This is a genomic window from Nocardia farcinica (assembly GCF_029867845.1).
Taxonomy (GTDB): Bacteria; Actinomycetota; Actinomycetes; order Mycobacteriales; family Mycobacteriaceae; genus Nocardia; species Nocardia farcinica_A.
In genome coordinates this window covers 1-4,660 of sequence record NZ_JARWRU010001041.1, presented here as the reverse complement: position 1 = coordinate 4,660, position 4,660 = coordinate 1, and the positions used below count along the sequence as shown (strand labels likewise).

Sequence of the window (4,660 nt, the reverse complement as noted above, 5' to 3'; positions counted from 1 at the left end):
CGCGCTCCCGCCCACAAACACCACCTTAACCCACCTTGCGGGGCCCTAAATTCGCCACACAAACGGGGCCCCACCCGACCTAATCGTCGGCCCCCCTTCTTCGTGGTCGCGTGTTCACACCGTCCGCTGGGCCTTGCTGGCCTCGGATGCCGCCTTGCTGGTTTCCTTGATCTGCTGCCAGTCGGCATCGGTGAGCGAGTTGAGTCCGGCGAACGTGCCCGGTCCGGCCAGCATCTGGCCGCCGTCCATGGCGATGGTCTGGCCGGTCAGATAATCGCACGCGTCCGAGAGCAGGAACATGGTGAGATTGGCCAGTTCCTCGATGGTTCCGGTGCGCCCGGCCGGGATCTGGTCGGCTTGGGTGGCGCCCACCGAACTCTTGTCGGTGGGATTGAGCATCTCCCAGGCGTAGTCGGTGGGTATCGGCCCCGGGGCGACGGCGTTGACACGGATTCCGTACTTGGCCCACTCGACAGCCAGTGACATGGTCATCGAGTGCACGGCCGCTTTGGCCATCGCCGAAGGTACGACGAAGGCTGAACCGGTCCACACCCAGGTCGTGAGGGTGGACAGCACACTGCCGCGCAGGCCCTCGGCGATCCAGCGCTTGCCTGCGGCGTGAGTGGTGTGGAACGAACCGTTCATCACGGTGTCGGTGATCGCGGAGAAGGCGCGCGGGCTCAGGTCCTTGGTCTGGGCGATGAAGTTGGCCGCGGCGTTGTTGAGAACGCCGGTCAGCGGGCCGTGCTCGGCCCAGATCCGGCCCATCGTCTCGTCGACGTTATCGTAGTCACGCACGTCGACGGTGTGATAGTGCACGGCTCCGGCACGTCCGCCCGAAGCTTCCTCCGCTGCTTCGGCCAGCACTGCCGCGCGGCGGCCCCATAGGTGCACCTGCGCGCCGTGCTCGACCAGATGCCGGGCGACCCCGCGGCCGAGGCCGGTGCCACCGCCGGTGATCAGGATGCTCTTGCCGGACAGCAGATCCGAGGAGAATGTCGAGTGGGGGATCATCGTGTACCTCGTTGTTCGATGCGGTAAGCCGGTGAACCGGTCACAGGCCGATGGTCTCGGCGATGGAGAGCAAACCCCTTCCGGAGGCGACACTCGTCGACGTGATCGGCCCCGCTGTCGCCGTACTCCTCGGGCAGCGAGACGCCCACCGCCGCCGCGAACCCACGCTGCTCCGAGGAGTGCCGCACCCTACTTGCCCCGGTAGGGCGAGAAGTCGGGCTTACGCTTCTCGTTGAAGGCGGTGATTCCTTCCCGCGCTTCGGGGGTTTCGCCGAAGATCTCGAGCGTCGAGTAGGCCATGGTGCCGATGCTGACGAAGTGCTCGGTGTCGGTGTTCATGGACTGCTTGAGCACCTTGAGCGCGGTGGGGGAGAAATCGAGCATCTGATCGGCCCAGGCGCGGACCTCCGCCTTCAGGTCGGCGGCGGGCACCACCTTGTTGACCAGGCCCCACTCCAGTGCTTCCTGCGCCGAGAGGCGGCGAAGCATGAACCAGATCTCGCGGGCGCGCTTCTCGCCGACGACGCGGGCGAGATAGCCGGAGCCGAGGCCGGCGTCGAACGAGCCGACGCGCGGGCCGTTCTGACCGAACTGCGCGGTATCGGCGGCGATAGTCAGGTCGCACAGCACATGCAGCACGTGGCCGCCGCCGATGGCCAGGCCGTTGACCGCGGCGATCACCGGCTTGGGGGTGTCCCGGATGACCCGATGCAGGGCTTCGACCTCGAACAGGCCGCTGGCGGACGGGCCGTAGTCACCGGTCTCCATGCGCTGCTTCTGGTCGCCACCGGCGCAGAAGGCCTTGTCGCCCGCGCCGGTCAACGCGACCACGCCGACCTCACTACTTGCCCACGCCCGCTTGAAGGCGAGCACCAGCTCGTCGACGGTCTGCGCCCGGAACGCGTTGTACCGCTCCGGCCGATTGATGGTGATCCAAGCCAGTCCGTTGTCGACCTCGTAGGTGATGTCGGTGAATTCGGCCATGGGAATTCGGTCCTTCCTGCGCTGAGCAACCTGTCGGATTATGGTCATTAGGACTGACCATTTGCATAACAGTAGCGTTTCTCGGGCCTTCGATCAACAGCCCGGTGCCCTGCCCTGCCCGGCCATGGGGTCCGATATCTGTATCTGGGCGGTCCATTACTCTCGAGGCCTGCGGCATAGGTTGGTTACGCCGCGAGAGATCGGCGAGTTTCGAGTACGACCGCTGCCGAAGCATGCACCGGGTGCGTGGGCGGTGAACTACGCGACCGGACGGTCGATGAGATCCTCGAGATCTTTCGGCAGGGCGTGGGGCGGTAGTGTGTCGAGCATGCTTCGGAGCCGGTCCTTGCGTCGGAGCACGGCTTTTCGTTCCGGCATGCCGGGGGTGGCCGTCATCTGCGGCACGATGCCGGTGATCGTCTCGACACCGCCGACGTGATGACCGGCATCGGCGAGCGCCTGCTCGTATGCCATCCGGGCGTCGTCCTTCTCTTCCGACATCCCGATAGGGCCGAGCATACGGCCGTTGAGGAACTGCTGGACGACCGGTTCATCGCTGGTCAGCAGCAGTTCCCTGGGCCCGAACATCACCAGCCGGCCGCGGAAGAGCATGCCGATGTTGTCTGGCACGGTCCGCGCCAGGTTGATGTTGTGCGACACGATCAGGAACGTGGCATCGATCTGGGCATTGATGTCGAGGAAGAGCTGACTGATGTAGCTGGTCCGGACCGGATCGAGTCCGGAGTCCGGCTCGTCGACCAGAATGATCTGTGGATCGAGAACCAGTGCGCGGGCCAGGCCCGCGCGCTTTCGCATACCGCCGGAGATCTCCCCGGGGAGCTTGGCCTCGGCTCCAGTGAGACCGGTCATCTCGAGCTTTTCCAGCACGATCCGCCGGATCTCGGACTCCGTCTTGCGGGTGTGCTCTCGCAGCGGGAAGGCGACGTTGTCGAAGAGATCCATGGATCCGAACAGGGCGCCGTCTTGGAACAACACGCCGAACAGCTGTCGGATGTCGTAGAGCTCCTGGTGCGAGCACCGCGTGATGTCGACTCCGTCGATGACGATGGAGCCCTCTTCGGGTCGGATGAGACCGACCAGTGACTTGAGGAAGACCGACTTGCCCGTGCCAGAGGGGCCGAGCAGGGCGCTGACCTCGCCTGCGGGGAGCTCGAGCGTCAGGTCGCGCCAAATGGTCTGACTGCCGAAGGATTTGGTGAGGTTGGTTACCGAGACTGCGATGCCCATGATGTGGTCCTCATCGGTGAAGGTCGGTCGGTGCGGAGGTCAGATGGGCTCGATACCCGAGATCTGCCATCCTGCGGGCTCGTTGATCAAATGCACCCGGATGCGGCTGCCGTCGAGTCGCGGGTCCGGCGATTCGGAGTTGGTGGTCGTCTGGTTGACGAACATCAGAACGGTGACGTGCTCTGGTGTCGCGAGAACCAGGCCCGATTCCACGATCTGCGCGGTGGTGACGGTGTGCCGATCCTTCGCGGTCGGGATGATCTGTTCCTCGGCGAGCGTGCGGAACTCGTCCCGGAAGTTTCCGGTCAGAGCGTCGTAGTGCGCGGGGAGTTGTTCCTCGACAGTGGTGTGGTCGTATGTCAGGAGTGCGGGGATGGTGCGGCGTGCGGTTTCGAGGGCTTCCTGTCCCGCTTGCGTGACCGCTGTCTCGTTCGTCAGGGTGACGACGGTCCATCCGGCAGTGGCCGCGGTGGCTGCGGCCAGCAGTGTCGCGGCCGGGAGCCGAAGGCGGACCTGCTGGGGCGTCCAGGTGTGCACGGCTCCGGAGAAGCGCCGCCAGAGGCGTTCCGGGAGGGTGAGCAGGGTGCGGTAGGTCATGAGACGAACTCCACGTTCGAGACGAGCCAGGTTCCGGAGGACGATTCCAGCGTCACCTTCATGCGGTAGACCCGCGGTTGTCCTTCCGGAGCTTCCGTGTTCTTCACTGTCGAGACCACCGCGGCCAGGGTGGTGGCCTTCGTGTCGTCGACGTCGAGCAGCGCGACTTCCTCGGCGTGACCGGTGGATTCGACCTTTCCTTGTTCCAACACGGTGGTGAAGGTCGCGCCGGTTCCGGTGAACTGGTCCCGGAATGTGCCGGTCGTGCCCTCGGCGATCCGCTGGACATCGGCGGCTGCGGTATCGTGCCGAAGGCTGACGAGGTCGGCCACCACCTTCCGGGTGGCGGCGATGACGGCGGCGTCCCGGTCGGCGTCCTGCTGGGCGGCATGTACCCGGACTCCCGCGATACCGCCGACGATCGCGGCGACGATGGTGACGACCAGACACGCCAGGAGTGCGGCCGGGACCGCGGGCCGTCGACCGGGCGCTTCGGCGCCGTCGACGCCTGCTTGCTGTGCCGAATCATCCACGACGCCAGGGACTTCGGCCGCAGCGGTGTCCGGGCCGTCGTCGGCCTCTACTTCAGAAACAGTGCGTGCCATGCGGGCTCCTTCGGGTTCGCGGCGCCGGACGGGGCCAGGGTGTGGACGGTGTAGGCGGCGCCGTCGGCGGTGTGGAAGCGTCCGGTGATCGGTTCGTAAGGTGCTGTGAACAGGGGTTCGAATGCCGACGCCGGCTCGGCTGGAGGCGGCTGCTGGGGGTCCGGCGTGGGCGGCGCGATCGGTACCGGCTGCGGGCCCCGCCGGGCCAGCAA

General features: G+C 66.0%; 5 protein-coding genes and 1 pseudogene. All 6 read right to left on the bottom strand.

The window, feature by feature from the left end; all coding sequences use genetic code 11:
• Positions 1 to 114: 114 nt before the first annotated feature.
• Entirely contained in the window at positions 115 to 1,014 is a 900-nt protein-coding gene (locus QH283_RS23060) for an SDR family oxidoreductase (protein ID WP_280505034.1), read from the bottom strand.
• A gap of 189 nt (positions 1,015 to 1,203) precedes the next feature.
• Positions 1,204 to 1,998, bottom strand: a complete 795-nt coding sequence (locus QH283_RS23055; protein WP_040795749.1) for an enoyl-CoA hydratase-related protein — start codon at positions 1,996 to 1,998, stop codon at positions 1,204 to 1,206.
• Between the two features lie 258 nt (positions 1,999 to 2,256).
• Positions 2,257 to 3,246 (bottom strand): ABC transporter ATP-binding protein, encoded by a 990-nt coding sequence (locus QH283_RS23050; RefSeq protein ID WP_086845891.1) that lies wholly within the window; start codon positions 3,244 to 3,246, stop codon positions 2,257 to 2,259.
• A 39-nt stretch (positions 3,247 to 3,285) separates the two neighbouring features.
• A complete protein-coding gene (locus QH283_RS23045) occupies positions 3,286 to 3,843 on the bottom strand; it encodes a hypothetical protein (protein ID WP_086845888.1) in 558 nt (185 codons plus the stop codon).
• Positions 3,840 to 4,448: a hypothetical protein gene (locus tag QH283_RS23040; RefSeq protein ID WP_147296494.1), complete on the bottom strand. Its 609-nt coding sequence runs from the start codon at positions 4,446 to 4,448 to the stop codon at positions 3,840 to 3,842. The genes QH283_RS23045 and QH283_RS23040 overlap by 4 nt, the downstream gene beginning before the upstream one ends.
• Positions 4,424 to 4,660: pseudogene (locus QH283_RS23035) on the bottom strand (hypothetical protein); the annotation flags it as partial. The pseudogene QH283_RS23035 and the gene QH283_RS23040, both read right to left, overlap by 25 nt.